The 511-nt window shown below is 44.2% G+C and carries 1 protein-coding gene; it reads right to left on the bottom strand.

All coding sequences use genetic code 11. The features are described 5' to 3' along the window. Nucleotides 1-511, bottom strand: a 511-nt coding sequence (locus tag PMIT1303_RS12565; RefSeq protein WP_156487027.1) for a tetratricopeptide repeat protein, incomplete at both ends; no start/stop codon positions are given.

Raw genomic sequence — 511 nt, forward strand, 5'->3', positions numbered from 1 at the left:
AGCAAGCAGAGTCCAAGATTGAATGGAATGAGCTTGTTCTTTGGTCTATTGATATTCAATTTTTTGTATTCAACAATTGCTTCATCGAATTGCCTGAGATTTTGATATGCCTGCGCTAAAAGAAGTGAGCATTGTTCGCTGGGCGCAAGAGCTGATGCTTTTGCGAGTGATTCAATGGCTGCTGCTTCCTGCCCCTTCTGTAGGAGCAAACGCCCTAGATTGAGAAGCGAGTTGCTTGCTTTTGAATTAACTTCTAATTCCTTCTGATAGCACTTAATGGCTTGGTCGAGCTTGCTTTTATTCTGAAAGACAATTCCAAGAATTTCGTTGAGTCTTGGAGCATTTGCGTTGATTGCCAGGGCTTTTTCTGCGAATGATGCGGCTTGATCGAGATCTCCTAGTTCCAGAAAGCTTGCTGCTGCACCCACGTATGCCTGGATAAGGTTTGGGTCTGTCTGTATAGCGCGCTTGAATAGATTGATTGCTTCTTGATTGCTGCCTGACTGCCTCT

Source organism: Prochlorococcus sp. MIT 1303, assembly GCF_001631965.1.
Lineage (GTDB): Bacteria > Cyanobacteriota > Cyanobacteriia > PCC-6307 > Cyanobiaceae > Prochlorococcus > Prochlorococcus marinus_D.